Consider the following 25,128-nt stretch of genomic DNA (forward strand, 5'->3'; position numbering starts at 1 on the left):
TCTGCTGCCGTCCATCGCGTTACTCCGTTTGCAGGGCAAGCCAATGTGGCACCCCACAGATGCAAGGGTTAACGCTAGGGCAGGATTGGACTTTCTTTCATATCCAATTTGACAAAAAAGTCAGACCAATTTCAGCGCAAGGCAGGCAAGGAGCGCAGGATTTCCATGCCGCGCCGGATGTCCTCGGGGGCCGCGCTGCCAAATCCAAAGACCAATCCAGATCGCTCGATCGGGCTGAGACAGTATTTCGAGAGCGGGGCCAGAACCACGCCACGCTCTGCCGCCTGCGCCACAACCGTTTGCGCGTCGATCCCCGGCGCAAGATAGGCCGGGGTGTGAAACCCGCTGGCGGTTTCCTGAAGCGCGATACAGTCGGGCAGAATCCGGCTTTCCTCCATCAAAGCCTCATAGCGCGCCTTGTAGAGCCGCCGCATCAACCGGATATGGGTGGCAAAATGGCCCTCGTCCATGAAATCGGCGACGGTCGCCTGTGTGGCCGTGGGTGGACCGCTGGCCCAGAATCGGAACATGCGATCAAAGGCTTCAGTCATGCGTTCGGGCACGAGGACAAACCCCAGCCGCAACGACGGAAAGAGCGATTTCGAGAAGGTGCCGACGTAGATCACCCGCCCCGAGGTATCCGTGCTGCGCAGCGCCGGTTGGGGTGCGTTGCCATAGTAGAATTCCCCGTCGTAATCATCCTCGACGATCACCGCCTGCGCCTCGTCCGCCGCCTGCAACAACTCGAACCGCCGCCCAAGCGACATGACATGCCCCAAAGGCTGCTGGTGCGACGGGGTGACAAAGGCCATGCGAAAATGCGGTGCCTTGGCAAGGCCATCGGCCACGATCAACCCCTCTTGATCCACGTCCACCGGGACCAGTTCCGCGCCTTCCGACAAGAGCGCGTTGCGCGCGCCCGAGGCACCGGGGTTTTCCATCCAGACCCGATCACCGGGATTGAGCAAGAGCCGCCCGATCAGAGCAAAGGCATGCTGCGCCCCCGAGGTGATGAAAATCTGTTCGTGGTGACACTGAATCCCCTTGAGCACGCTCAAATGCGTAGTGATTGCGCGCCGCAGGGGTTCGTAGCCCTTGGGCTGGCCATAGCCCATCACCGCCCCGCGCGCGCCGCGCAGATGCCGCGCCGAGAGCCGCGACCAATGCGCCAGCGGAAAGGCGTCGAGCGCCGGCAATGCCGTCACAAAGGCGCGCGCCTCATGGGGTAGCCAATTGCGCTGGGCATAATCCTTTTCGGCATGGCTGATTGTATAGGACAGGCGGGGCTGCTGGCCCGTGGCATCGGAGGACGCGGCCAGAACCGGGGCGGGGCGCTGATGCTCCAATGTGTCGCTCACAAAGGTGCCAGAGCCCACTTGCGACACCAGCATGCCCTCGGCCACCAGCCGGTCAACAGCGTCGATCACCGTGGTGCGCGATACGCCGGTTTCCCGCGCCAGCGTGCGCGTCGCCGGGAGCCGGTCCCCTGCCCGCAACCCACCCGACAGGATGATATCGCGCAGCGCCATGTAGAGTTGCACGCTCATCCCCTTGCGCGAAGAGCGGTCGAGATGGATCGCGGACAAAAGCGCCCCGGCAGCCTGTTTCATGCGCAACTCCGACGCAATTGGTCTGGAAAGACTACATGAACCGTAGAAACGGGCAAGCCAATTGCCGCAACCCGGGGGCTGCGGAGGCTTGAAACACCCGGCGCTCTAGAGTGCGTCTACCGCTCAGAAACCTGATAGGTTGCGGCTTCGAGCCATGCCGGAGATATTTCGACACCCCAGCCGGGGGCGTCGCTGACAGTGGCGTGACCGTCGTCGATCCGGTAGGGATCCCCTAGGAATAGCCCTTCTTGCCAGGGGTAATAGTCTGGCCCCTCGATCGAAAACTCGAGGTATTTCCCGGCATTGGGAATGGCGCGCAAGAGGTGCATGGTGCACATCGTCACCAGCGACAGATTGGCGGCATGTGGGGTCACAGGCAGGCCAGCGCGCGCGGCCATCTGGCAGACATGCAAGGTGCGGTGCATGCCGCCCATATACATCACATCGGGTTGCACGATATCCACGGCGCCCCGATCCAGCATCAACTGCCAACTTGAATATTCGCAATCCTGCTCGCCGCCCGCGACATCAAGCAAAAGGGCGGCACGCACAGCGGCGGTCTGGTCATATTCCCAATAGGGGCAGGGTTCCTCGAAATGGCTGATGCCATTGTCCTGAAGCAGTTTGCCCACCTCGATCGCGCGGGCGGGGGAATAGCAGGAGTTGCCATCCACCAGCTTGTCGATGCCATCGCCAAGGGCGCGCGATACGGTGGGCACCACCGCCTCGGTGCGGCCCGGCCATTCGTCGTGGTCGCGCCCCGCCTCGGCACCCACGCGCCATTTGAAAGCGGTAAATCCCTTGTCGTCGCGCAGGCGGCAAAAGCGGTCCGCCTCTTCCTCGGGGGTGATGTCGCGGCGCATCGAGCTGGCATAGGCGCGCACCCGCCCCGGCGCGCCGCCCAAGAGGGCTGCGACCGGCTTGCCCTCAAGCTTGCCGCGCATGTCCCAGAGCGCGGTATCAAGCCCGGTCATGGCGCGGCGCAGGTAGCTGCCGGGGTATTTCAATTCGCGCTCGTAAATGAGATTGAGAGTATCCGCAAAATCGAGTGCATCGGTGCCAAGCGCATGGGGCGCGATCTGGCGGTGAAAGATGCTGCACGTGATATCGGCGTTATAGGTTGAAACCTGCCCCCAGCCCTGATCGCCGCTGTCCGTGGTTACGCGCACGAAACCCACAAATTCGTTGCAAAACGTCTCTAGCCGCGCAATCCGCATGTCTGTCTCCCGGTGTCGTTGCGGTTCACGTTGCCGATAAAGCGGTTTGGAACAAGCGCCACTCTGGGATCAAATGCCAGTCCATTTCGATCTGCGGTGTGCCTAGGGGTCAGGCCAGTTCGGACAATGCGGCGATAAAGCTGGAGAACAGCTCGCCTTGCGAACTCACCCGCAGTTTGGCGTAGATATTGCGACGGTGGATGCGCACGGTACCCGGTGAAATGCCCAAGGCGCGGCCAGTGGCATCGGCGGAATGTCCCTTGAGCACATATTCCACCACCTCGGCCTCGCGCGGGGTCAGAAGGTTGCGCCCAAGGCTTTGAAAGGCGTCCTCGATCAGTTGCGGCAGGCGGGGACCGTCGGTCTCGGGGCGGGCCGAGAATTGGGTGATCAGGCCGCCCCACTGTTTCTGCGCGATAGCCGCGACAAAGGGAAAGGCCGCCTCAAGATCGCGGAACTCGCGGGCTGAAAAGACCTTGTGTTCCCGCATGGCGGAAATCACCACGCTGACCCTGTCGCCGATATCGACGATAAAGCCTATTTCTTCGGCAAGTCCGGTCTGGATATAATAATTGCGAAAATATTCCGCCTGATAGAACCGATCCGGTGCCAGATCGCGCAACCGCGCCAGACGCGGTGTCGTTGGGGATGCGGCATTGAGGTAGAAGGGATCAAGCAGATAGGGCCCTTCCTGATAGTCATCGACCATCACCTTGCGCTTGGCGGCGGGAAAATCATCATGCAGATCAAGAGGTTTGTGATCGCGGTAATAGGCAAAGATCACGGTGAATTCATAAGGCACGATGCTGCGCAGCGCCGTAGTGAGGGCCGGGGCAAAACCGGGTGTGCCAAGCGCCGAGACCGCGCGCGCACTGGTTTCGAACCAATCTGACATCTGCGTTTTCGTCGTCATCTATGCTCTTTATGATATATACAACCGTCCGCGATTTTCTTACCGTTTTGAGATTATATGGCATAGGCGCAGGGGCGCGGCAACACGAGAGGACCGGCATGCTGGATGCGAATGCCGAGGCGGGGATCAGGATGGGCGCGAGCCGGGAACAGGGGACGCACAGCACACAGGGCCATCCCTCGGACGAGGATTGCGTCGCCGAGTTCGTCGGGGCCACCAAGCGATTTGGCGCGGTGTTGGCGGCGGACCGGATCAACCTGCGCATCCGGCGCGGCGAATTCCTGTCGTTCCTTGGCCCCTCTGGCTGTGGCAAGACCACGGCGCTGCGGATGCTGGCCGGGTTCGAGAGCCCGAGCGACGGCACGGTGCGGATCGACGGACAGGATGTGAGCCGCGTGCCCGCCTATGCGCGCCCGGTGAACATGGTATTTCAGCACTACGCGCTCTTTCCGCATATGACCGTGGCGCAAAACATCGGCTATGGGTTGCGGCAGGTGCGGCCCAAGCTGGCGAAATCCGAGATTGCGGCGCGGGTCGATGCCGCCTTGGCCAAGGTGCGGCTCGAGGCGTTTGGCGCGCGGCGCACATGGGAATTGTCGGGCGGGCAACAGCAGCGCGTGGCCTTGGCGCGCGCGATCATCAACGAACCCAAGCTCTTGTTGCTGGACGAGCCGATGGCGGCGCTCGATGCCAAGCTGCGCGGCGAGATGCAGCGCGAACTGCTCGATCTGCAACGCAGCCTTGGCATCACCTTTGTTCTGGTCACGCATGATCAGGAAGAGGCGCTGTCGATGTCGGATCGTATCTGCATCATGGGGGCAGGGCGCATCGTGCAGGTGGGCACGCCGCAGGATCTCTATGATCGGCCGCGCAATCGCTATGTGGCGGATTTCGTGGGCAAGGCGAATATCCTGAGCGGAGAGGTTCTATCGCGGCAGGCGGGTCTGGCGCGCATCGCCTTGGCGGGGGGCGCACAGGTGCTGGTGCCCGACACGGCAGGGGATACGCGCCGTCATGTCGATGTCGCGGTGCGCCCCGAGGCGTTGCGCCTTGCGGTGGCAGGCGAGGCACTGGGCGAGGATGCGATGCTGCGAGCGCGGATCACCCATCGCACCTTTTTGGGGGATCATACCGAATATCTGTTGCTGGCCGAGGACATCGGCCCGTTTCAGGTCAATGTTCCGCGACAGGCCGAAAGAGCCTTGGGCGGGCAGAGGGTGGGCGATCAGGTCCATATCCTCTGGACGGCGGGCACAGGTCTGATCCTGGCTGCCGAAGAGTGACGGATGACAACTGCACCAAGTTCAACAAGGGAAACACGACGATGACACAGGATAACACGACGATTTCGCGCAAGAAATTCATCGAGGAACTGCGCCGCTACGAAAAGGGCTCGATCAGCCGGCGGCAGTTTCTGGGCACCACGGGTCTTGGCACAGCGATGGCGGTGCTGGGCGGGGCCTTGCCCGGTCTTCTGCCGGGGCGCGCCCTCGCGCAGGATCTGGGCGACCGCGTGGTTCTGGCGACCTGGCCCAACTATCACGATACGGCCAATTTTGACCTCTTCGCCCAAGAAACCGGCGTTTTCTCGCAGGTCAATGTCTTTGGCTCGAACGAGGAAATGCTGGCCAAGATTCAGGCGGGCGGCTCGGGTTGGGATGTGTTCGTTCCCACCAACTATGCCATTTCGACCTATGTCGAGGCCGCTCTGATCGAGCCACTGGACCTCACGAAACTGCCCAATTACGACCCCGCCGCGTTCGATGCGCGCTTTGCCGATGCGGGCACGATTGATGGCAAGGTCTATGCCGTGCCGAAAAACTGGGGCACCACGGGCATTGCCTCGAATACCGCCAAGACCGGCGGCGTGGTTGATAGCTGGAAGACCTTCTTTGACGGGGCCAAGGATCAGTTCGACGGGCGCGTCATGGTGCATGACTATCAACTGACCACCATTGGCAATGCGCTGGCCTATTTCGGCTACAGCTTCAATTCGGTCGATCCGGCGGAATTGGCCGAGGCCGAAAAGCTGCTGATCGAGGTCAAGCCGCATCTCTTTGCGATTTCCTCGGATTATCAGCCTGCGATGCGCAATGGCGATGCCTGGGTTACGATGTGCTGGACAGGGGATGGCAAGCAGCTCAACACCGACCTGCCCGAAATCGCCTTTGCCTTGGGCAAAGAGGGGGGCGAAATCTGGTCGGATTACTATGCCATCCCGGTCGGCGCACCGCACCGCGAGGCGGCCTATGCGCTGATCAACTATCTGCTCGATCCCGAGGTCAACGCGCGTGAGGCGTTGGCGCATGGCTATCCGGTGGCGGATGCGCGCACCAATGCGCTCTTGCCCGAAGAGTTGCTGAACGATCCGATCCTCTATCCGGCGGCAGAGGCGCTCAATGCGCTGGAATTCGGTGCGGCGGTGACGCTGACCGATCCCAACCGTGCAGAGCTGATGGCCCGGTTCAAATCGGCCTGATCGGGGAAAGAGGGCGATGGCCATGACAAGGACACGGGCGCGTGCGCTGCTGCTGATGCCTGCGGGCATCTGGTATGGCGTGCTGCTCTTGTTCCCTCTGGCTGTCGTCCTCGTCTTTTCCTTTGGCGAGCGGAACCCCATTGGTGGCTATGCGCCGGGGTTCACCTTTGAACAATACGCAAACCTGCCCGCGCGCCTCTCGGCCTTTATCAATACGCTGACATTGGCCCCCGCGGGCACGTTGGCGGCGCTGCTCATTGCCTATCCGCTGGCCTATTATCTGGCGCTGAAAGTGTCGGCGCGTTGGAAAACGACGCTGCTCATCCTTGTGATCGTGCCATTCTGGACCTCGATCCTGATCCGGTCCTATGCGTGGATTTACCTGCTTGGGGGCAACGGGATACCGGCACTGCTGGAGGCGGTGGGGCTGGGCGATATTCGTCTCATCAACACGCCTTTTGCGGTGCTGGTGGGGATTGTCTATGGCTATCTGCCGCTGATGGTCTTTCCGATTTATGTGGCGCTGGAAAAGCTGGATCGCAGCCTGTTGGAGGCGGCGGCGGATCTCGGCACGCCGCCTTGGCGCAGTTTCCTTCAGATCACGCTGCCTTTGTCGATGCCGGGGGTTCTGACAGGGTCGATGCTGGTCTTTATCCTGCTTACCGGCGAATTCCTGATCCCTGCCATTCTGGGCGGCGGCAAGGTGTTCTTTGTCGGCAATGCGCTGGTCGATCTATTCTTGCAGTCGCGCAACTGGGCGTTTGGGTCGGCGGTCGCCGTGGCGCTGATCGTGATCATGCTGATCGTTGTGGCCCTCTATAGCCGGGCTGTCCGGCGGTTCGGCGCGGGCCGCGACGATGTCGGGTTGATGTGAGGATGCCATGAGAGCCTATGCCATTGCCGTCTTTGCGTTTCTCTACCTGCCCATAGGAATCATTGCGCTGTTTTCGTTCTCTGCCGGGCGGTCGGCGAGTTCGATGCAGGGGTTCTCGACCGAGTGGTATGGCCGCGCGCTCAGCAATCCCTTTGTGATGGAGGCGCTCTGGACCTCGATCAAGGTGGCGTTTCTGTCTGCCGTTCTGGCGACGGTGGCGGGCACCATGGCGGCGCTGGCGCTGACAGGCATGCGGGGGCGGTTGCGGGTGTTTTTCGACACGCTGGTTCAGGTCGCGGTGATGATCCCCGGTATCGTCATCGGCATTGCGGCGCTGATTGCATTGGTCACGGTGTTTGATCTGGTCAATCCATGGCTTGAGGCGATGAGCGGGCGCAGGCTGTCCTTGGGTATGGGGTCGCTCATTGGGTTGCATGGCATGTTCACCATGTCGCTGGTGGTCCTGCTGGTGCGCGGGCGGTTGGAGAGTTTTGACCGCGCGCAGATCGAGGCCTCGAGCGATCTGGGGGCGGGTCCGGTGGCGACTTTTGTGCAGGTGACGCTGCCGCAGATTGCCCCGGCGATTCTGGCGGGGTTCCTTCTGGCCTTCACCTTCAGCTTTGACGATTTCATCATGGCCTTCTTTGTCGCGGGGTCCGAGACGACGCTGCCGATCTATATCTTCTCGTCGATCCGCCGGGGGGTGACGCCCGAAATCAACGCAATTGGCACGATGGTTATGGTCGCATCGCTGACGCTCTTGATCATCGCGCAGGTGCTGTTGCGGCCCGGCGTGGCGCGGGCCGGGCGCTGACCGGATGCAGGAGACAGGTATGCTCAAGGATCGTATCGCGCTGGTGACGGCGGCAGGGTCGGGGATTGGCCGGGCGGGGGCCATTGCCATGGCGCGCGAGGGGGCGGTGGTCATTGTCACCGATCTGGATGGCGGATTGGCGCAGGAGACTTTGACGCTGATCGAGGCGGCAGGTGGGCGAGGGGCGGCCTTGGCGCTCGATGTGACAGAGGATGCAGCCTGCGCCGCGATGGTCGCGCAGGTGGTTGCGGATTGGGGCCGGATCGACATTCTGCACAGCCACGCGGGCATCCAGATACCGGGGCGCGCCGAGGATGTGACGCCCGCGCAGATGGATGCGGCATGGGCACTGAATGTGCGGGCGCATTTCGTGCTGGCGCGGGCGGTCATTGCGCCAATGCGCGCGCAGGGCGGCGGATCGGTGATTGTCACGGCCTCGAATTCGGGCTGCCAGTATGACCGAGGCATGGTGTCCTATGCCACCACCAAACATGCCGCCGTGGCGATGGTGAAACAGATGGCGGTGGATTACGCGGGCGATAACATCCGCTTCAATGCGCTATGCCCCGGCTTTGTCGATACGCCCTTCAACGCCGGGTTCGAGACGCAGATGGGCGGGCGCAAGGCGCTCGAATCCTATGTTGCGGGGTCAATTCCGATGGGGCGATGGGCCAGCGTCGAGGAAATTGCACATGGAATCGTCTATCTGGCTTCGGACCGTTCCAGCTTTGTGACCGGGTTGGCGCTTGTGATCGACGGCGGAGAGATGCTTTAGGCGAAAGCCCCCGCTGGACTGCGCGTGGCTATTCCGTTTCGGGGTGCGAAAGGGTAGAACTTGACCCACCAACAAGCGGGAGGGTGCGATGCGCAGAGCTCTTATCATCGGGCTGGCAGGCCTTCTGTCCGGAGCGGTTCTGGGTGCTCTACCGGCGGAGGCCGCTTCGCTCGGGCGCTACGAAGTGCATGGGGTCGCCGAGGACGACATGCTCAAGATGCGGGCGGGGCCGGGGATCGGGTATGACGTGATCGTGGGCCTGCCGAATGGCACGGTCCTGAGGGTGCATAGCTGTCAGCAGACCGGCGGCACACGCTGGTGCGAGGTCTCGCTCGACCGGGCGCGGGGGCTGCGTGGGCATGTATCCTGGGCCTACCTGCGCAAGCTGTGACGTGCTTCGGGCATATGCGGGCGCTGCGCGCTTGGTCTGTCGTCTTGACCTTGGCGCTGTGTTTCGGGCTGATTGCGCCGGGCGCGGTCGCAGGCGAAAGCGCGACGCCGCCTGCCGGTTTGCTGTGGAATAGGACCGGATTGCCTGCGGTCTTTCCACTTCAGGTCAAGACCTTGGCGGGACAGGACTATTATTTGACCCTGCTTGATGCTGAGACCGGTGCAGAGGCCATGGCCGCCTATATCCGGGGTGGTGCCTTCTTCAAGGTTCTGGTGCCGCCGGGTGTCTACAGGCTGAGGTTTGCCGCAGGCAACGTCTGGCAAGGCGAGGAGGATCTGTTTGGTCCGGGGGACAAAACGGAGAGGTTCGAGCTGAGAAACCCGCTCCGGTTTGAAACACGGGGGCTGGGTGTCAAGGCGGGTCATATCGTCAACCTGCGAAACCGACAGCCCGGACTGTTTGCCGAAGCCACGCTGAAGGAACACCTGATTTGCCAGTCATTCAGGCCTGAATTTCCAAGACGGGTCCCATCTGCACAGAGGTGGAAGTGGTATGTGCAGGGCACGGGACAACATCAGACGCGGCGCAGGGATTTGCCGGGGGTGAGCGGAGATTTTCCCGGTAAAACAAGAACGTTCGAGTTCACGCCAGATGCCTACACCGTGCCGCGCCACGATGTGCGGTCCCGGGTTTGTGGCTAACGCGGTCTCAGGCCGGGCATATGCTCGGCCCGACGTGTTGGACGGGGCATGGATGTTTCGGTCTTTTGGGCCATGACGCGATTGTCCTACTCGCTCTGGGGTGCCACTTCGGGCTCAGCTCCGACAGGCGCTGTTTCGGCGGGGGCTGCTTCGGTAGGGGCCGCGGCGCTGTCTGGGTCTTTGTCTGTTTCCACCGTAACAGATACGTTGCCGCTGGTTGGTGCAGAGGATTGCGGTGTTGGCACCCCTTCGCCAAACATGAAGTAGGCGATAACCGCGACAACGACGACTATGCCACCTAACAGAAACCACAGTGTTGCACCGCTGCCCGATTGCTTCTCGACCGTGCGGTTGACCGTCGTATACGTCGTTGTCGGCGTCTTCTCCGTTTTGACGTCATCCATGTTGCTTCTCCTTAAAGTCTGGCGGTGAATCCGCATGCGTCCCAAGGTGATCCCTGTTCCAGATAACAGCGCGCGGGGTTTCCGTGCGCGCATGCTCAGGCTGTCTTAACACTCAGAGCCTGTCGCTGGTTCCATTGGACACCCGATTACGGGTTGGGGTTTGTGTTTGTGACGGGGTATGTGACGTCCAGATTTTCGGCCGCCCGTCGTTACAGTACTGGGAATGCCGGGGTGTCATACTGATCGAAGTTGGCTTTCCTATCGCATTCGCGCTGCACGCGGGCTGAAGGGGCCGTCCACGGGGCCGCAAAATAGGAAAGCGCGAAGAAGAAACTTATACTTGACGGTAAAGCCCAAGGCCGATCAGGACGCACTCGCAAATTTCCGCTGATGGTTTTGCAAGTGAGGAACTTTGGGCGGCGCTCTGCGTTGAACTTTGACGATCACACGTTCCATTGTGAAAGGAGATCGTTATGTCTGCTCCCCTTCGAACATTCATGGTTTTGATCTGGGTGAGTTCCATTGCGGGCGCTGCTATCGTGGCGTTTCTCAGCATTGGATGGATCACCTGGACTGCCTTTGCGACCGCGGGTGCGGCCGGACTGCTGCTCGGTGCGCCAGCGGGTATCTGGACGGCGCGTGCTGTCAAGCGAGAGGACCCAAATTGGCCGCCCAAGCGCTCTGACCGGCTCTGAGTGGCATCGGCGCTGCAAAGGATAGGGTGAGAGGCTGGACAACGACCCAAGCGGGGCTCGTTACGGCTGCTTCCTTCCGGACCTGACCGGGTTGGCGAGGTGCCTGCCCGCGCCAACCTCTCAGGGGTCCATATAGGCTGCTGCCACGGGATGCGCAAGGGTGGGCAGCGCATCGGGCAAGGGTAGGGAAAGCCGCAGGAACCCTGTGTCGGTCAGACCAAGGTCGATGGCGTTCAAGGCGGCGATATCAGCAGGATGGGCGCGCAGGCCGGGGCCGGTCTCGACCGTGACGGTGGTTCCGGGCAGAGGGGCAAAGCGCCATGTCGGGCGCGCTGCCGCCCCAATTTGACCCAAGGCTGCGACATGATCGGCAAGGATGTCGCGGACCGGGCGGGTGCCGGAATAGATCAACCCGTTCGCCGCGAGCGGCGCAAACGGGCCCCCACCATGCGCGCGGTAACTGTTGGTGGCGACGATGAAATGCGCGTCGTCCCGGACCGGCTTGCCCGCGTGGCGCAGGTCGCGGATACGCTGTGCCTCGGGATGGATCAGCGCGCCGGAGATATCGTAGCGGGCGGGCTGGCTGAGGTCGATGGCATAGCTGAGCCCGTCGATCACATCGAAATCATGCCCCGGCACCGCCGGGTCAAGAAGCGGTTGGTCAGGCAGGCCGGGGGCAAGCCGGTTGAAGCAGATGGCTGCGCGCTCAAGCCAATCGCGCAACTCTGCCCCCGTGACCAAGAGGCCGCAGAGCGTGTTGGGAAAGCCATAGAGATCGGCGATATGGCGAAGGCGCAGGGGGCCTTCGGGAATATCGGTGAAATGCAAAGGGCCGCCGCGCCCGCCCGTCTTGAACGGGGCGCAGGCAGAGAGCAAGGGCAGTTGTGCGAGCGGACCATTGGCCAGAATCCCAGCCAGTGCCCGGTGTTGGGCGTCATTGACGAGGTGCAAGATGGGATCGTCGCGCACCAGGCTGAGATAGCTGTGGAGCGGCGAGAGGCTCTGCCCGATTTCACGCGCGGTGAGTGTCAGCGTGTGATGATGGGCGATGTCGAGCAGGGTGCAGAGCGCCGGGCAAGGTTGGGCGCTGGACGCGGGCAGGAGGCGGGATTGATGCCCTGTGACGCGCCATTTGGTGCCATCATGGGACATGGTCAGGTCAAGTTGACCCAAGTGATCGCCACGAAATCCGGCCATGACGCAGGGCGTGTCATGGAGCGTGCCGCGGGTCGCATCCGCTCCGGCGATACCTTGGTGATCGGTGCTGGGAAAGCTCTTGTGGCTGTGACCTGCCAAGAGCGCGTCGATGCCGGGCAGACGGGCAAGCGCGCGGGCGGCATTTTCCATCATCGGGCGGTCGGGGCCGGGGTCGAGGCCACTATGGGCCAGCACAACCACGAGATCGGCGCCAGCGGCATGCAGAACCGGCACCCAGGCACGCGCGCTCTCGACCATGTCGCGCACCTCGACCCGGTCCGAGAGGCGCGCGTGATCCCATGTCAGGATTTGCGGTGGCACGAGGCCCAGAACACCGATGCGCAAGCGCTGCGTCTGCCCGTCTGTATCCTCTAGCTGTCGGTCGAGTAGGAGGTAGGGCGGCAAGAGGGAGGTATCCTCGGTGGGCGTCGCGCCACGCCGGGTCAGAACATTGCAGCAGGTCAGGGGAAAGCGCGCCTGCGCAAGGGTTTCCATCAGCCAGTCGAGGCCAAAGTTGAATTCGTGATTGCCAAGCGTGCCTGCGTCATACCCGATATCGTTCATGGCGGCGATGACGGGATGGGCCTCGGTCCAGCCATGATCGGGCTGCGCGGTCAGATCGGTGAGCGGGGTGCCTTGCAGGAAATCGCCATTGTCGAAAAGCAGGCAGTTCGCCGCCCCAACCTCGGACCGGGCGCGCCGGATCAAAGTGGCCAGCCGCGCCAGCCCCCAAGGGCGGTCGGATTGGTTGGTGTAATAGTCAAAGGGCAACAGATGGCCGTGAACATCGGTGGTCTGCAATATCCGCAGGTGCAGCGGGGCACCACGGGCAGGCAAGGGGGGCGTTTGGGCAACGGGTTCGGTCAAATCGTCAACGCTCTGCGACCGGGCGCAGCCCCGGTGATACCATGAAATTGAAACCGCTTGGACAGGGTACAAACACAAGTTTTGCCAGAGGCTTAGAGAGGGTGGCATGTCAACGCGTCGCGATCAATACACTATAAGTTGCAAAATGTGATTTGCCTGCGCTTTGTGCGCCTTGGGACTTGTCTTGCGGCTATGGGCATTGTGTAGAGAGACAGACAAGGGAGACGTTTGATGCGGACTGCGGAACAGGTGACATTCGGCGGATCGGGGTTGGACCGGGCGGATGAGTTGCGCGGGGATGAGGCCATGATCCAAGCCGCGATGGCAGAGGGCCGCGCGCGGGCGATTGTGCTCTGGCGGGGCAAGCCGCTCTTGCGTGCGGAAACGCTGGATGGGCTGGTCGTGGTAACGCCGGATCATCCGGTTCTGGCGCAGTATAAGGTGCCGCCGATTCTATTGGGTCGCGACGAGAGCGGCGATCTGATTCTGGCGCATGACATTTCCGCTTGGGTGCCGCCGGGGCTTGAGCCGGATCAGCTTGATACGTTTCTCGATGCGACCGAGCAGGTGCATCCCGACCTGCCCGAAGGCAGCGCCTTTGCCGAGTTGCGGCGGGTGATGACCCGTCTCAACCCCCGCGATGCAGAGCTTGCGGCGACGGCCAAGGCGGTGTTTGGCTGGCATGTGACGCACCGCTTTTGTGCGCGCTGCGGCAAGGAAAGCCGGATGATCCGGGCGGGTTGGCAGCGGGCGTGCGATCACTGTGGCGGCCAGCATTTCCCGCGCACCGATCCGGTGGTGATCATGTTGATAACCCATGGGAATTCGGTGCTGATGGGGCGCTCGCCGGGATGGCCCGAGGGGATGTATTCGCTCTTGGCCGGGTTCATCGAGCCGGGAGAGACCATCGAGGCGGCGGTGCGGCGTGAGGTCTGGGAAGAGGCGGGAATCAAGGTGGGACGGGTCAGTTATCTGGCAAGCCAGCCTTGGCCGTTTCCGGCGTCGCTCATGTTTGGCTGTCGCGGCGAGGCGCTGAGCGACGAGATCACGATTGACCCGCACGAGATCGAGGATGCGCTCTGGATGAGCCGCGAAGAGATCCTTTCGGCCTTTGCCGGCGAGCATCCGTTCCTGATGCCCGCGCGCAAGGGGGCGATTGCGCATTTCCTGCTTGAGAACTGGCTTGCCGACTGTCTGGATTGAGGCAACAATAGGCATGGGCAAAGCGATAACAAACCGAAAAGGGCGGTCTGGGGATGCAGTTCACCGGCAAGGAAGATATTGAGGCCCCAATCGAGCGGGTTTTTGAGGAAATCACTGATTTTCAAGGATTTGAACGCTCGGCGTTGCGGCGTGGGGCGGATGTGCGGCGCACCGACAAGCTGAAGGTGCCGGGGGTCGGCATGAGTTGGCATGCCGCGTTCAAGCTGCGGGGCAAGCAACGCAAGGTCGATGTGACCGTGGCGGAATACGACCCGCCCAATGGGATCAAGCTGGGCTTGATGTCGCCGTCGATCGAGGGGCAGATGGTGGCAGAGTTGGTGGCACTGTCGCGGGGGCGCACACGGATGACGGTCACGCTGGTGTTGCAGCCGCGCACCCTCGCGGCGCGGTTGATGATGCAATCGCTGCGTCTGGCGCGCAACAACCTGACCAAACGGTTCAAGGTCCGGCTGGGAGAATACGCAGCAGAGGTCGAGGACCGGTATACGCGATCCGTCTGACGATCCGCGTCGGTATTCAGTCGGTATCGTGTCGGCGCGGATCGGCGGGATAAACGCCCAGAATAGTGACGTTCGAGGTGAAATAATCCAACTCATCCAGCGCCCGCGCGACGGCCGGATCATCGGGATGGCCTTCGATGTCCGCGTAGAACTGCACGACATTGAAATTGTCGCCCACCATGTAGCTCTCGAGTTTGGTCATGTTGACGCCATTGGTGGCAAAGCCGCCAAGCGCCTTGTAGAGACCGGCGGGAATCGAACGCAGACGGAACACAAGCGTGGTCATCATGCCGTTGTCGCCGCGCTGCGAGAAATCGGGCTCTCGTGCCATCACAAGAAAGCGGGTGGTGTTGTTGCCCTGATCCTCGATATGCCGGGCAATCACGTCGAGACCGTAAATCTCGCCTGCCAATTCGCTGGCGAGGGCGGCCATTTCCGGCTGGCCAGCCTCGGCCACATGACGGGCGGAGCCTGCGGTATCAGCGCCGGTCACGCGGTGGATGCCGTGCCGTTCGAGAAAGGCGCGGCATTGACCCAAGAGCATGGTGTGACTCATCGCGCTCTCGATTTCGTCGAGGCGCACGCCGGGCAGGGCCAAGAGGTTGATGTGAACCCGCACAAAGGCCTCGGCCACGATATGCAGTCCCGATTCGGGCAAGAGGTGGTGAATGTCGGCCACCCGGCCAAAGGTAGAGTTTTCGACCGGCAGCATGGCGAGATCCGCCTGCCCCTCGCGCACCGCCGCGATGGCATCCTCGAAGGTGCGGCAGGGCAGCGCCTCCATGTCGGGATAGGTCTCGCGACAGGCCTGATGCGAGTAGGCACCAAGCTCTCCCTGAAAGGCGATGCGGTTGGTCATGCGTGATTTTCCGTATTTTTGGGCCGGTCGGGCGTTTGGTCGCGGAAACTACACCTTGCGCGCCGGTAGGGGAAGCGGATAGATACGCGGCCAACGACGGATCAAATGGAAACGGGCCTATGTTCGACACAATGACGATGACAAAGACCGCGGGTGCGCTGTGTGGCGCGCTCTTGGTGTTCCTTTTGGGCAATTGGGCGGCAGAGTCGATCTATTCGATGGGCGGCGGCCATGGCGAGGATCACGCGCAGGGCTATGTGATCGATACGGGCGAAGGCGAGGCTGAAGAAGTCGTGGACGAGGGCCCGAGCATCGGCGAACTGATGGCTGCGGCTGATCCGGCGAATGGCGAGGGTCTGTTCCGCAACTGTGCCGCCTGTCATGCGGTAGTCGATGGCGAGAACAAGGTGGGTCCGCATCTTTATGGTGTGGTCGGTCGGGATGTTGGCTCGGTTGCGAGCTATGGGTCCTATTCCGGCTCTCTGACGGCTGTGGCGCAGGTTTGGACGCCGGTTGAGTTGAACGCATTTCTTGAAAACCCCAAGGCCTATGCGCCGGGCACCACGATGGGCTATGCGGGGATGCGCAAGGCCGAAGATCGCGCCGACCTGATCGCCTATCTTGATCAGACCGATGGCACGACATTCGAAATGCCGGCAGAAGAAGCAGCGGCTGAGCCTGCGGCAGAGGAAGCGGCAGCCGAACCTGCGGCAGAAGAAGCAGCCGAGCCTGCGGCAGAAGAAGCAGCGGCAGAGCCTGCGGCAGAGGAAGCAGCAGCAGAGCCTGCGGCGGAAGAAGCAGCAGCTGAGCCTGCGGCGGAAGAAGCAGCGGCAGAGCCTGCGGCGGAAGAAGCAGCAGCGGCTGAGCCTGCGGCAGACGCGGGCGCTTCGGATTTTGCGGCGCTCGTTGCTGCGGCTGATCTGGCCGAGGGTGAAAAGCTCTATCGTCGCTGTGGGGCCTGCCACAAGCTTGAGGACGGCAAGAACGGTGCCGGTCCGCATCTCTTTGGCATCGTCGGGCGCGATATTGCCAGCGTCGAAGGCTTTGCCTATTCCGATGCGCTCAAGGGTCTTGAGGGCGAATGGACGCTGGAAAAGCTGAGCGGCTGGATCGAAAATCCGCGCGCCTATGCGCCCGGCAACCGCATGGGCTTTCCTGGGCTCAAGGATGAGGCGGACCGCGCCAATCTGATCGGCTATCTGCAAAGCACCGCAAACTGAGCCGCGCGACAGTTTCAAAAGGCCGCTGCCCGGTTAGGGTGGCGGCTTTTTTCATGGGCGGGGGACAGGATCGGCGCTTGAACAAGGCGCGCCCCCTCCTTAGCTTGCCAGCAACAGATCAAGCACCAGATAATGGGTGCGGCAGGAGGAGGATGGCATGACCGGACGAAACACCCTGACCAAAACCCGGACCTTCGCGGGATCGGTGCCTTGGCGCCTGCGGCTGGCCGTGATGGGCCTGTCAATCGCCGCGCTGATGGCACAGGCGGCCTGGGCGCAGGATGAGGTGATCACCTCGCACGGCTATTCGTTTTACGGTGATCTGAAGTATCCCGCCGATTACCCGCATTTTGATTATGTGAACCCGGATGCGCCCAAGGGCGGGGAAATCTCGCTCTATGCGCCGGGGACGTTCGATTCGATGAACCCCTATGCGCGGCAAGGCCGTGCCGGGCAATTGTCCTGGATGGTCTATGAGAGCCTGCTGGGATCATCCGAGGCAAGCGGCGAACCGCTTCCGGGGGACAGCTATAACGAGGGTTATGGTCTCTTGGCTGAGCGGCTGGAATATGATGCGGGCAAGACATGGGTGATTTTCCACATGCGCCCCGAGGCGAAGTTTGCCGATGGCACGCCTGTCACGGCACATGACGTGGTGTTTTCGCACAACCTCTTTCTGGAGCAGGGTCTGAAATCCTATGCCGAGGCGGTCAAGCGGCGGGTGCTGAGCGCCGAGGCGCTGGATGATCACACCGTCAAGTTCACCTTTGCGGAAGGCATCTCGCGCCGGTCGCTGATTGATCAGGTGGGCGGCACCCCGGTTTTTCCACGCAAATGGTACGAGGACACGGGCGCGCGGCTGGATGAGCCAAGGCTGGAGGCAGCACCGGGATCGGGGCCCTATCAGGTCAAGAGCTATGACGTGAACCGCAACATCGTCTATGAGCGCAATCCCGATTATTGGGGCTGGCATTTGCCGATCAACAAGGGCCGGCACAATTTCGACCGTATCCGGATCGAGTATTTCGCCGATGACAACGCGGCTTTCGAGGCGTTCAAGGCGGGGATTTACACGTTCCGGCCCGAGGGCAATTCCAAGACATGGGCCACGGGCTATGATTTCCCGGCGGCCAATGCGGGCTATGTGGTCAAGGCGGAATTGCCGGATGGTTTGCCGCCGACGCCGTCGGGGTTCGTGTTCAATCTGGGCCGCGAGAAGTTGCAGGACAAGCGGGTGCGACAGGCGATTTCGCTCGGGTTCAATTTCGAATGGACCAATTCGTCGTTGCAATATGACCTTTTCAAGCAGCGCCATTCCTTTGTGCAGGATACCCCGCTCGAGGCCAAGGGTGCGCCTGAGGGGGCGGAATTGGAGCTGTTGCAATCTTTGGGTGATATCGTGCCGGAAGAGATGCTGACAGCGCCTGTGGTGATGGCGCATACGTCGGATGGTGAGCGTCTGAATGATCGGCGAAACCTGCGTGCGGCAATGAAGCTCTTGGATGAGGCGGGATGGGCCGTGGGCGCCGATGGCAAGCGGCGCAATGCGGCGGGCGATGTGCTCGAGATCGAGATTCCGATTTCCGCCTCTGGCTCGGCCACCATGTCGGCGGTGGTCGAGAGCTTTGTAAGCAATTTGCAACTGATGGGGATCGACGCCAAGTTCGACAAGATCGACGCTGCGCAATACACATCGCGCGAACGGGACCGTGATTACGACCTGATCTTTGACAGTTATATCGCCTTTCTCGAGGCGGGCACCGGCCTGCATCAGCGCTATGGCAGCAAGGAAGCCGCGTTCAGCCTGTTCAACCCGGCAGGGCTGGCAAGCCCGATGGTCGATGCGATCATCGACCGCGCGCTCGAGTCGGGCAGCAAGGAAGAGCAGGACGTGGCATTGACCGCGCTCGACCGCGCCTTGCGCTATGAGTTCTTCATGATCCCGACCTGGTATCTGGACAAGAGTTGGGTGGCCTATTGGGATATGTATGCCTATCCCGAACCGCTGCCGCCCTATGCGACGGGTGTCTTGGATTTCTGGTGGTATGACGCCGACAAGGCGCAGGCGCTCAAAGACGCGGGCGCGCTGTGATCCTGAGGAGCCGCTGAAATGGGCGCCTATATCCTGCGGCGGCTGTTGCTGATCGTGCCCACGCTTTTTGGCATCATGGTCATCAACTTTGCGCTGGTGCAATTCGTGCCCGGTGGGCCGGTTGAGCAGATGATTGCCAACATGCAAGGGCAGGGCAACGTGTTCGAGAGCTTTTCCGGCGCAGGTTCTGACACCGGGCAGGAAATGGTGGGCGCTGCGGGTGGCAATGACCAGTATCTTGGCGCGCGAGGACTGCCGCCGGAACTGATCAAGGAACTGGAAGAGCAATTCGGTCTGGACAAGCCGCCGTTGGAGCGGTTTTTCAACATGATGTGGAATTACATGCGCTTTGATTTCGGCGAGAGTTATTTCCGCAAGATCGAGGTGCTGGACCTGGTTCTGGAAAAGATGCCGGTCAGTATCACGCTGGGCCTGTGGTCGACGCTCATTGCCTATATCGTGTCGATCCCGTTGGGGGTGGCCAAGGCGGTGCGCGATGGCACCAAGTTTGACACATGGACCAGCGGTGTCATCATCGTTGCCTATGCGATTCCGGCGTTTCTCTTTGCGATCATGCTGTTGGTGTTATTCGCGGGGGGCAGTTATTTCCAGATTTTCCCGCTGCGTGGCCTGACCTCGGACAATTTCGAGCAACTGAGCCTCTTGGGCAAGATCGGCGATTACCTCTGGCATATTGCCTTGCCGGTCATCGCCTCGACCATTTCGGCCTTTGCCACGCTGACGCTCTTGACCAAGAACAGCTTTCTCGACGAGATAAAGAAGCATTATGTGATGACCGCGCGGGCCAAGGGGCTGAGCGAGCGGCGGGTGCTCTATGGGCATGTGTTTCGCAATGCGATGCTCATTGTGATCGCGGGCTTTCCGGCGGTGTTCATCGGGGTGTTTTTTGGCGGCTCTGTATTGATCGAGACGATCTTTAGCCTTGATGGGCTGGGGCGGCTGGGGTTTGAGGCCGCCGTGGGGCGTGATTATCCGGTGATGTTCGGCACGCTCTTTCTGTTTGGCCTCATTGGCCTTGTGGTCGGTATCCTGTCGGACCTGATGTATGTGCTGGTCGATCCGCGGATCGATTTCGAAAAGCGGGAGGGGTGAGACCGTGATCCGCCTCTCGCCACTCAATCAACGCCGATGGCGCAATTTCCGGCGCAATAACAGGGCCTATTGGTCGCTCATTCTGTTCTCGGCGATCTTTACCATCACGCTCTTTGCCGAGTTTGTGGCCAATGACAAACCGATCCTCGTAGAATATCGCGGCGAGTTTTACATGCCGATTTTCCGATTCTACCCGGAAACCGCCTTTGGTGGCGATTTCGAGACCGAAGCGATTTACCGCGATCCCGAAGTGCGGTGCCTGATTGCGTCGGGGGGCCTCGACATCTGTTTTGACGACCCCGAAGGCGTGATTGCGGATGCCGAGGATGGGGTGGTTGAGGGCGAGGAAATTGCCAAGGGCTGGGCCATCTGGCCGCCCATTCCCTATAGCTACAACACCACGGTGGACCGTCCCGGTGCCGCCCCTCTGCCACCCAATGCGCAGAACTGGCTGGGCACGGATGACACCAAGCGCGACGTGCTGGCGCGGGTGATCTATGGATTCCGGCTCTCGGTGCTGTTCACGCTGATCGTGACCGCGCTCTCGTCAGTGATCGGAATCGCGGCGGGGGCGGTGCAGGGCTATTTCGGCGGGCGCACCGATCTGATTTTTCAACGGATCATCGAAATATGGGCCTCGACCCCGCAGCTTTATGTGATCATCATCCTCTTTGCGGTCCTGCCGCGCAGTTTCTGGCTGCTGGTGGTGATTACGGTGCTTTTCGGTTGGATGGCGCTGGTCGGGGTGGTGCGGGCGGAATTCCTGCGGGCGCGCAATCTGGAATATGTGCGCGCGGCCAAGGCGCTGGGGGTGTCGAACCTCACGATCATGTTCCGGCACATGCTGCCTAATGCGATGGTGGCGACGCTGACGATGCTGCCGTTTGTGATTACCGGGACGATCTCGCTCTTGGCGGGTCTTGATTTTCTGGGCTTTGGCCTGCCGTCTTCGGCCCCGAGCCTTGGGGAATTGACGCTTCAGGCCAAGCAGAACCTGCAAGCGCCATGGCTGGCGTTTACCGCGTTTTTTGCATTTGCCATCATGCTGTCGCTGCTTGTGTTCATCTTTGAAGGCGTGCGCGATGCCTTTGACCCCAGAAAGACCTTTGAATGAGTGTGCTCGAGGTCAAGGACCTACGGATCAGTTTCCGGCAGGATGGTCAGGTGATCCCGGCGGTCAAAGGCGTGTCGTTCAGCCTTGATCGGGGGGAAACCGTGGCATTGGTGGGCGAGAGCGGTTCCGGCAAGTCGGTGACGGCGCTCTCGACCGTGTCGCTCTTGGGCTCGTCGGCAGAGGTCACGGGCAGCGTAACCTATGCCGGGCAAGAGATGATCGGCGCGGATGAGCGGCGGCTCCGACAGGTGCGGGGCAATGACATCAGCTTTATCTTTCAAGAGCCGATGACCAGCCTCAACCCGCTGCATACACTGGAAAAGCAATTGCGCGAGAGCCTTGAGCTGCATCAGGGGCTGACCGGCGATGCGGCGCGAGGGCGGATTGTGGAGCTTTTGGAGCGGGTGGGCATCCGCGAGGCGGCAAGCCGTCTGGGGGCCTATCCGCATCAGTTGTCGGGTGGGCAGCGGCAGCGGGTGATGATCGCCATGGCGCTGGCCAACAAGCCCGACATCCTGATTGCCGATGAGCCGACAACCGCTCTCGATGTGACCATTCAGGCGCAGATTCTGGAACTCTTGGCGGAGTTGAAGCGTGAAGAGGGGATGGGCCTCTTGTTCATCACGCATGATCTGGGGATCGTGCAGCGCATCGCCGACCGGGTTTGTGTGATGAAGGATGGCGAGATTGTCGAGAGCGGGCCGGTGGCGGATGTCTTTGCAGCCCCTCAACATGAGTATACCCGCAAACTGCTGAGCGCGCGGGCGGTGGGGTTGCCGACGCCTGTGCCCGAGGGCGCGCCGGTGGTGGCGGAAACCCATGACCTGCGCGTGTGGTTCCCGATCCAGAAAGGGTTTTTGAAGCGCACCGTGGGGCATGTGAAGGCGGTCAATGCCGCCACGCTCAGCGTGCGCGCGGGCGAGACGCTGGGCATCGTGGGCGAGAGCGGATCAGGCAAGACCACGCTGGCGCTGGCGATCATGCGGCTGATTGCGTCCGAGGGCGGTATCCGCTTTGCGGGCGAGGATGTGAACGGCTGGTCTACGCGAGACTTGCGGCGGCGGCGAGCAGAGATGCAGATCGTCTTTCAGGACCCGTTCGGAAGCCTGAGCCCGCGCATGACCTGCGCCCAGATCATCGCCGAAGGGCTGGGCGTGCACGGCAACCCGGAGGGGCGGCCAGAGCGGGATCTGGTGGCCGAGGTGATGGAAGAGGTGGGGTTGAACCCCGCCATGATGGACCGCTATCCGCATGAATTCTCGGGCGGGCAGCGGCAGCGCATCGCGATTGCCCGCGCCATGATCCTGCGACCCAAGCTGGTGGTGCTGGACGAGCCGACAAGCGCGCTTGATATGACGGTGCAGGTGCAGATCGTCGATCTCTTGCGCGAGTTGCAGCGCAAATATGCGCTGGCCTATCTCTTTATCAGCCACGATCTGCATGTGGTGCGCGCCATGAGCCATCGGGTGATGGTGATGAAGGATGGCGACGTGGTCGAGGCGGGTGACGCCGAGACGATCTTTTCCGCGCCGCAGACGGCCTATGCGCGCAAGCTGTTGGCGGCGGCGCTCGAGGGGCGGACCGAGGCCTGATACTCTCAGATTGCCGAAGAATGACCGTCGGCGTTCATCTCGTAAGCGTCGAACTGACGCGCGATCATGCGGGTCAAGGGTCGGGCTTCAAGCGGGATGGAGAGGCCTGTGGCGTCGAGTTTCAGATGCCCGTCAAAGCGGCGTTCCACGGCAGAGAGCATTGCCTGCAATTCTGCGGCGGGGATGGCGTAATCCCGGAAAATTTCCGCGCTATCAATGCGGAAATCGCACATCAGCATTTCGATCATCCGCGATCGCAGCTTGTCTTCAGCGGAAAAGACATGGCCGCGCGAGGTTGAAAACCGCCCTTCCCGGATGGCCCCGGTATGGGCCCCGGTGGCGGGGGCGTTCTGGGCATAGCCTTGCGGAAAGCGCGAGATGGACGACGCCCCCACACCGATCAGCACCTCGGCGGTGTCATCTGTATAGCCCTGAAAATTGCGGCGCAGGAGCCCGGATTTTTGTGCCACGCTCAGCCCGTCAGAGGCGGTGGCGAAATGGTCGATGCCGATTTCGTCGTAATTGTCCCAGAGGAACAGGCGGCGTGCTGTCTCGAAGAGCGCCAGACGTTCTTGCGGTGTGGGCAGCGCGTCGGAGGGGATCAACTGCTGACGCTTGGCCATCCACGGCACATGCGCGTAGCCATAGAGCGCCACGCGGTCTGGATTGAGCGAGAGAAGTTTCTGCACGCTCTCGGTGATGCGCGCGCGGTTCTGATGCGGCAGGCCATAGAGGATATCGGCATTGAGGCTCTTGACCCCACGGGCGCGGATTTCGTCAACCGCGTGGCGGGTGATGTCATAGCCCTGCATCCGGCCGATGCTCTTTTGGATTTGCTCGTCGAAATCCTGCACGCCAATCGAGGCGCGGTTCATGCCTGCACCGGCCAGCGCATCGAGGCGCGCGGCGTCGATTTCATTCGGGTCGATCTCGACCGAGAATTCGGTGCTGTCAGTAAAGGGGGCAATGTCACGGATGGCACCGGCCAATTCGCTCATCATGCCGGGCGAGAGCAGGGTGGGCGTGCCGCCCCCCCAATGCAGGCGCGACAGGCGCACACCGCGCGGCAGGTGCTGACCCAGCATCGCGATCTCGGTCTTGAGCGTCTCGAGATAGGCGGCGACGGGCGCATCGGTCTGGGTGCCTTGGGTTCGGCAGGCGCAGAACCAGCAGAGGCGCCGACAGAACGGCACATGCACATAGAGAGAAATCTCTGCGCCTTCTGGTATCGCGTTGATCCAACTGGTAAAGTGATCTTGTCCCACCTCTCGGTTGAAGTGGGGCGCGGTCGGGTAGCTGGTGTAGCGCGGCACTTTGGCGTCGAAGAGACCAAGTTTGCCTAGTTGAGTTTTTGTGTCCATAGGCATACGATCATAAAAATCAGATGTTCCTGCATTGATTTAAATCAATCGCCCCCGGATCTCCGACAAAAGTGAAGGCACCATGCTCAAAGAGAAAGCCTCGATGATACCCCATGAGTGCGGGGAGTGTCCGATCCGACACCGTGCCGTTTGCGCGCGCTGCGAATCGGATGAGTTGGAGTTGCTCGATCAGATCAAATACTACCGCAGCTACGAATCGGGTCAGACCCTGATCTGGTCCGGTGATCCGATGGATTTCGTGGGCTCGGTCGTGTCGGGGATTGCCACGCTGACGCAAACGATGGAGGACGGACGCACGCAGATGGTGGGGCTGCTCTTGCCCAGCGATTTCGTGGGTCGTCCGGGGCGTGACAGCGCCGCCTATGACGTGGTGGCGGTCACGGATATCGTGATGTGCTGTTTCCGCAAGAAACCGTTTGAAGAGATGATGGCGCGCACACCGCATATTGCGCAACGTCTGCTGGAAATGACGCTGGACGAGCTGGATGCCGCAAGGGAATGGATGCTGGTTCTAGGCCGCAAGACGGCACGCGAGAAAATCGCCTCGCTGATGGCGATCATCGCGCGGCGCGATGCCACACTCAACAAGAACGGCACACGCGGGCCTCTGGTGTTTGATCTGCCGCTGACGCGAGAGGCGATGGCGGATTACCTCGGCCTGACGCTTGAAACAGTAAGCCGTCAGGTGTCGGCGCTGAAAAAGGACGGGGTGATCGAGCTTGAGGGCAAGCGCCGCGTCACCGTGCCGGATTTCAACCGCCTGCTGGAAGAGGCGGGGGATGACAGCGATGGCGGGATGCTGATCTGAGGGTGTCCGCCATGTCCTGTGGTTTCCTCTGGCGATAAAGACCTCGGGGGTTTGGGGGTTGGCCCCCAATCCACCCGATTTTTAGATACTCTCAATGCGCCATGAAGACCGGCACGCTGGCCTGTTCCAGCATATAGCGGGTGGCCCCGCCGAAGATGGCTTCGCGAAAGCGCGAGTGGCCGTAGGCTCCCATCACGACCATATCGGCATCCATGTCGCGCACATGCCGCAAGAGCACGTCCGAGACACGCGGCAAGGTCTTGGCGAGCACGTCGATCTCGACCTTG

At 61.5% G+C, this 25,128-nt stretch carries 22 protein-coding genes, 1 other RNA gene and 1 pseudogene; 15 read left to right on the forward strand and 9 right to left on the reverse strand.

What is annotated here, in order from left to right:
• Window positions 1-131: 131 nt before the first annotated feature.
• From KBT70_RS03270 to KBT70_RS03280, 3 genes are all read right to left on the reverse strand, one after another.
• Window positions 132-1,610 (reverse strand): PLP-dependent aminotransferase family protein, encoded by a 1,479-nt coding sequence (locus KBT70_RS03270; protein ID WP_296628727.1) that lies wholly within the window; start codon window positions 1,608-1,610, stop codon window positions 132-134.
• A 116-nt stretch (window positions 1,611-1,726) separates the two neighbouring features.
• On the reverse strand, window positions 1,727-2,827 hold the full coding sequence (locus KBT70_RS03275) for a mandelate racemase/muconate lactonizing enzyme family protein (RefSeq protein WP_296628729.1): 1,101 nt from the start codon (window positions 2,825-2,827) through the stop codon (window positions 1,727-1,729).
• Window positions 2,828-2,936: 109 nt separating this feature from the next.
• Entirely contained in the window at window positions 2,937-3,740 is an 804-nt protein-coding gene (locus KBT70_RS03280) for a helix-turn-helix transcriptional regulator (protein WP_296628732.1), read from the reverse strand.
• A gap of 98 nt (window positions 3,741-3,838) precedes the next feature.
• Here KBT70_RS03280 and KBT70_RS03285 point away from each other — a divergent pair, with 98 nt between their 5' ends.
• From KBT70_RS03285 to KBT70_RS03315, 7 genes are all read left to right on the forward strand, one after another.
• Window positions 3,839-5,023: an ABC transporter ATP-binding protein gene (locus tag KBT70_RS03285; protein ID WP_296628736.1), complete on the forward strand. Its 1,185-nt coding sequence runs from the start codon at window positions 3,839-3,841 to the stop codon at window positions 5,021-5,023.
• A gap of 41 nt (window positions 5,024-5,064) precedes the next feature.
• On the forward strand, window positions 5,065-6,219 hold the full coding sequence (locus KBT70_RS03290; protein WP_296628739.1) for an extracellular solute-binding protein: 1,155 nt from the start codon (window positions 5,065-5,067) through the stop codon (window positions 6,217-6,219).
• A 22-nt stretch (window positions 6,220-6,241) separates the two neighbouring features.
• Complete coding sequence (locus KBT70_RS03295; RefSeq protein WP_296628741.1) at window positions 6,242-7,093, forward strand: ABC transporter permease; 852 nt, start codon at window positions 6,242-6,244, stop codon at window positions 7,091-7,093.
• A gap of 7 nt (window positions 7,094-7,100) precedes the next feature.
• Window positions 7,101-7,907, forward strand: coding sequence for an ABC transporter permease (locus tag KBT70_RS03300; protein WP_296628743.1), 807 nt, complete (start codon window positions 7,101-7,103; stop codon window positions 7,905-7,907).
• Between the two features lie 4 nt (window positions 7,908-7,911).
• Window positions 7,912-8,682 carry an SDR family oxidoreductase gene (locus tag KBT70_RS03305; RefSeq protein WP_296628745.1) on the forward strand — a complete coding sequence of 257 codons (771 nt, stop codon included), beginning with the start codon at window positions 7,912-7,914 and terminating at the stop codon, window positions 8,680-8,682.
• 88 nt (window positions 8,683-8,770) lie between these two features.
• Window positions 8,771-9,073 (forward strand): SH3 domain-containing protein, encoded by a 303-nt coding sequence (locus tag KBT70_RS03310; RefSeq protein WP_296628747.1) that lies wholly within the window; start codon window positions 8,771-8,773, stop codon window positions 9,071-9,073.
• Window positions 9,074-9,117: 44 nt separating this feature from the next.
• Window positions 9,118-9,774, forward strand: a complete 657-nt coding sequence (locus KBT70_RS03315) for a hypothetical protein (protein WP_296628749.1) — start codon at window positions 9,118-9,120, stop codon at window positions 9,772-9,774.
• Between the two features lie 86 nt (window positions 9,775-9,860).
• On the opposite strand, the gene KBT70_RS03320 is transcribed toward KBT70_RS03315, so the two are convergent.
• From KBT70_RS03320 to KBT70_RS03330, 3 genes are all read right to left on the reverse strand, one after another.
• Window positions 9,861-10,178, reverse strand: a complete 318-nt coding sequence (locus tag KBT70_RS03320) for a hypothetical protein (RefSeq protein WP_296628751.1) — start codon at window positions 10,176-10,178, stop codon at window positions 9,861-9,863.
• Between the two features lie 719 nt (window positions 10,179-10,897).
• Window positions 10,898-10,996, reverse strand: an RNA gene (ffs, locus tag KBT70_RS03325) — signal recognition particle sRNA small type.
• Window positions 10,994-12,937, reverse strand: coding sequence for a bifunctional 2',3'-cyclic-nucleotide 2'-phosphodiesterase/3'-nucleotidase (locus KBT70_RS03330; RefSeq protein ID WP_296628753.1), 1,944 nt, complete (start codon window positions 12,935-12,937; stop codon window positions 10,994-10,996). Before KBT70_RS03330 ends, ffs begins: the two co-directional genes overlap by 3 nt.
• A gap of 231 nt (window positions 12,938-13,168) precedes the next feature.
• Between KBT70_RS03330 and nudC the strand changes: the two genes are divergently transcribed.
• Together nudC and KBT70_RS03340 are read left to right on the forward strand one after the other, a co-directional pair.
• Window positions 13,169-14,140: an NAD(+) diphosphatase gene (nudC, locus tag KBT70_RS03335; RefSeq protein ID WP_296628755.1), complete on the forward strand. Its 972-nt coding sequence runs from the start codon at window positions 13,169-13,171 to the stop codon at window positions 14,138-14,140.
• 53 nt (window positions 14,141-14,193) lie between these two features.
• Window positions 14,194-14,661 (forward strand): SRPBCC family protein, encoded by a 468-nt coding sequence (locus KBT70_RS03340; protein WP_296628758.1) that lies wholly within the window; start codon window positions 14,194-14,196, stop codon window positions 14,659-14,661.
• Between the two features lie 16 nt (window positions 14,662-14,677).
• Here the strand turns inward: KBT70_RS03340 and KBT70_RS03345 are convergent, their stop codons facing one another.
• Complete coding sequence (locus KBT70_RS03345; protein WP_296628761.1) at window positions 14,678-15,520, reverse strand: prephenate dehydratase; 843 nt, start codon at window positions 15,518-15,520, stop codon at window positions 14,678-14,680.
• Window positions 15,521-15,657: 137 nt separating this feature from the next.
• Between KBT70_RS03345 and KBT70_RS03350 the strand changes: the two genes are divergently transcribed.
• The 5 genes and pseudogenes from KBT70_RS03350 to KBT70_RS03370 form a co-directional block, all read left to right on the forward strand.
• A complete protein-coding gene (locus KBT70_RS03350) occupies window positions 15,658-16,740 on the forward strand; it encodes a cytochrome c family protein (RefSeq protein ID WP_296628763.1) in 1,083 nt (360 codons plus the stop codon).
• A gap of 157 nt (window positions 16,741-16,897) precedes the next feature.
• Window positions 16,898-18,832, forward strand: a complete 1,935-nt coding sequence (locus tag KBT70_RS03355) for an extracellular solute-binding protein (protein ID WP_296628765.1) — start codon at window positions 16,898-16,900, stop codon at window positions 18,830-18,832.
• Between the two features lie 18 nt (window positions 18,833-18,850).
• Window positions 18,851-19,945 carry a microcin C ABC transporter permease YejB gene (locus tag KBT70_RS03360; RefSeq protein ID WP_296628767.1) on the forward strand — a complete coding sequence of 365 codons (1,095 nt, stop codon included), beginning with the start codon at window positions 18,851-18,853 and terminating at the stop codon, window positions 19,943-19,945.
• The gene (locus KBT70_RS03365) at window positions 19,899-21,059 is read left to right on the forward strand and encodes an ABC transporter permease (RefSeq protein WP_296628770.1); all 1,161 of its coding nucleotides are present in this window, start codon (window positions 19,899-19,901) and stop codon (window positions 21,057-21,059) included. The genes KBT70_RS03360 and KBT70_RS03365 overlap by 47 nt, the downstream gene beginning before the upstream one ends.
• Window positions 21,059-22,651: pseudogene (locus KBT70_RS03370) on the forward strand (ABC transporter ATP-binding protein); the annotation flags it as partial. The gene KBT70_RS03365 and the pseudogene KBT70_RS03370, both read left to right, overlap by 1 nt.
• A gap of 5 nt (window positions 22,652-22,656) precedes the next feature.
• Here KBT70_RS03370 and hemN read toward each other — a convergent pair.
• Entirely contained in the window at window positions 22,657-24,012 is a 1,356-nt protein-coding gene (gene hemN, locus KBT70_RS03375) for an oxygen-independent coproporphyrinogen III oxidase (protein ID WP_296628772.1), read from the reverse strand.
• Window positions 24,013-24,094: 82 nt separating this feature from the next.
• On the opposite strand from hemN, the gene fnrL reads away from it, so the two are divergent.
• The gene (gene fnrL / locus KBT70_RS03380) at window positions 24,095-24,841 is read left to right on the forward strand and encodes a transcriptional regulator FnrL (RefSeq protein ID WP_296628775.1); all 747 of its coding nucleotides are present in this window, start codon (window positions 24,095-24,097) and stop codon (window positions 24,839-24,841) included.
• 91 nt (window positions 24,842-24,932) lie between these two features.
• On the opposite strand, the gene KBT70_RS03385 is transcribed toward fnrL, so the two are convergent.
• The coding region (locus tag KBT70_RS03385; protein ID WP_296628778.1) for a universal stress protein at window positions 24,933-25,128 on the reverse strand (196 nt) is incomplete at its 5' end.

Origin of the sequence: Roseovarius sp. (assembly GCF_018066915.1) — a bacterium.
Lineage (GTDB): Bacteria > Pseudomonadota > Alphaproteobacteria > Rhodobacterales > Rhodobacteraceae > Roseovarius.